At 62.7% G+C, this 565-nt stretch carries 1 protein-coding gene; it reads right to left on the bottom strand.

Features of this window, described 5'->3' with window-relative positions; translation table 11 throughout:
• A partial coding sequence (locus tag VQ045_RS21900; RefSeq protein ID WP_331831636.1) for a hypothetical protein occupies window positions 1-565 on the bottom strand: 565 nt, incomplete at both ends.

The raw sequence follows: 565 nt of genomic DNA, 5'->3' as shown, positions 1-565 counted from the left end.
GTCGCGGCCAGCTTCGTGTAGTTTGAAGGCAGGCGTTGCAGGGCGTCACGAAGGGAAATTACGTCGGCCGTATCAAGGGCACGAACCAGCTTCTCGCCCCCGATGATGCCGACGGCGATCGAGCACACTCGTAGCTGATCAGCCGCCGTCTTCGGCACCCATGTCTTGCCCGCGTGCTGATGACAGTATCGCTCGGTTGCCGTCGACAAGGTCAAGGCATGTGGATCATATTCCGCCGGCTCTCCCGGTAAGGGCGGAAGACCAGTCGGGGCCATGCCGGCAAACATGGGGTCTCGTGGGGCCGTGGCAGGGTAGTCACCCTCCAACATCGCACGGAGGATGCGGACGTTCTCGATGTGGGCTCGAAGCACGCCGTTGAGGGCAAGTTTGGTCGCGTCGCTATCGACCGTCCCCCTCAGCCTCGCAGCCGTCAGCACATCCTCGGCGGCCGATCTGATGGTGTCATTAAACTCCTGCCTGGCTAGGCGCTGGCGCTGGGCTTTTTCGTCATCGGCTAAAAGCTGGCGCTCCCTCGTCAGGTCGATCAGCGGGTCCGTCGGGAGCA

The sequence above is a fragment of the Aurantimonas sp. E1-2-R+4 genome (assembly GCF_036549515.1).
Taxonomy (GTDB): domain Bacteria; phylum Pseudomonadota; class Alphaproteobacteria; order Rhizobiales; family Rhizobiaceae; genus Aurantimonas; species Aurantimonas coralicida_A.
The sequence above is the reverse complement of the archived record's forward strand: the minus strand, read 5'-3'. Positions and strand labels throughout refer to the sequence as shown.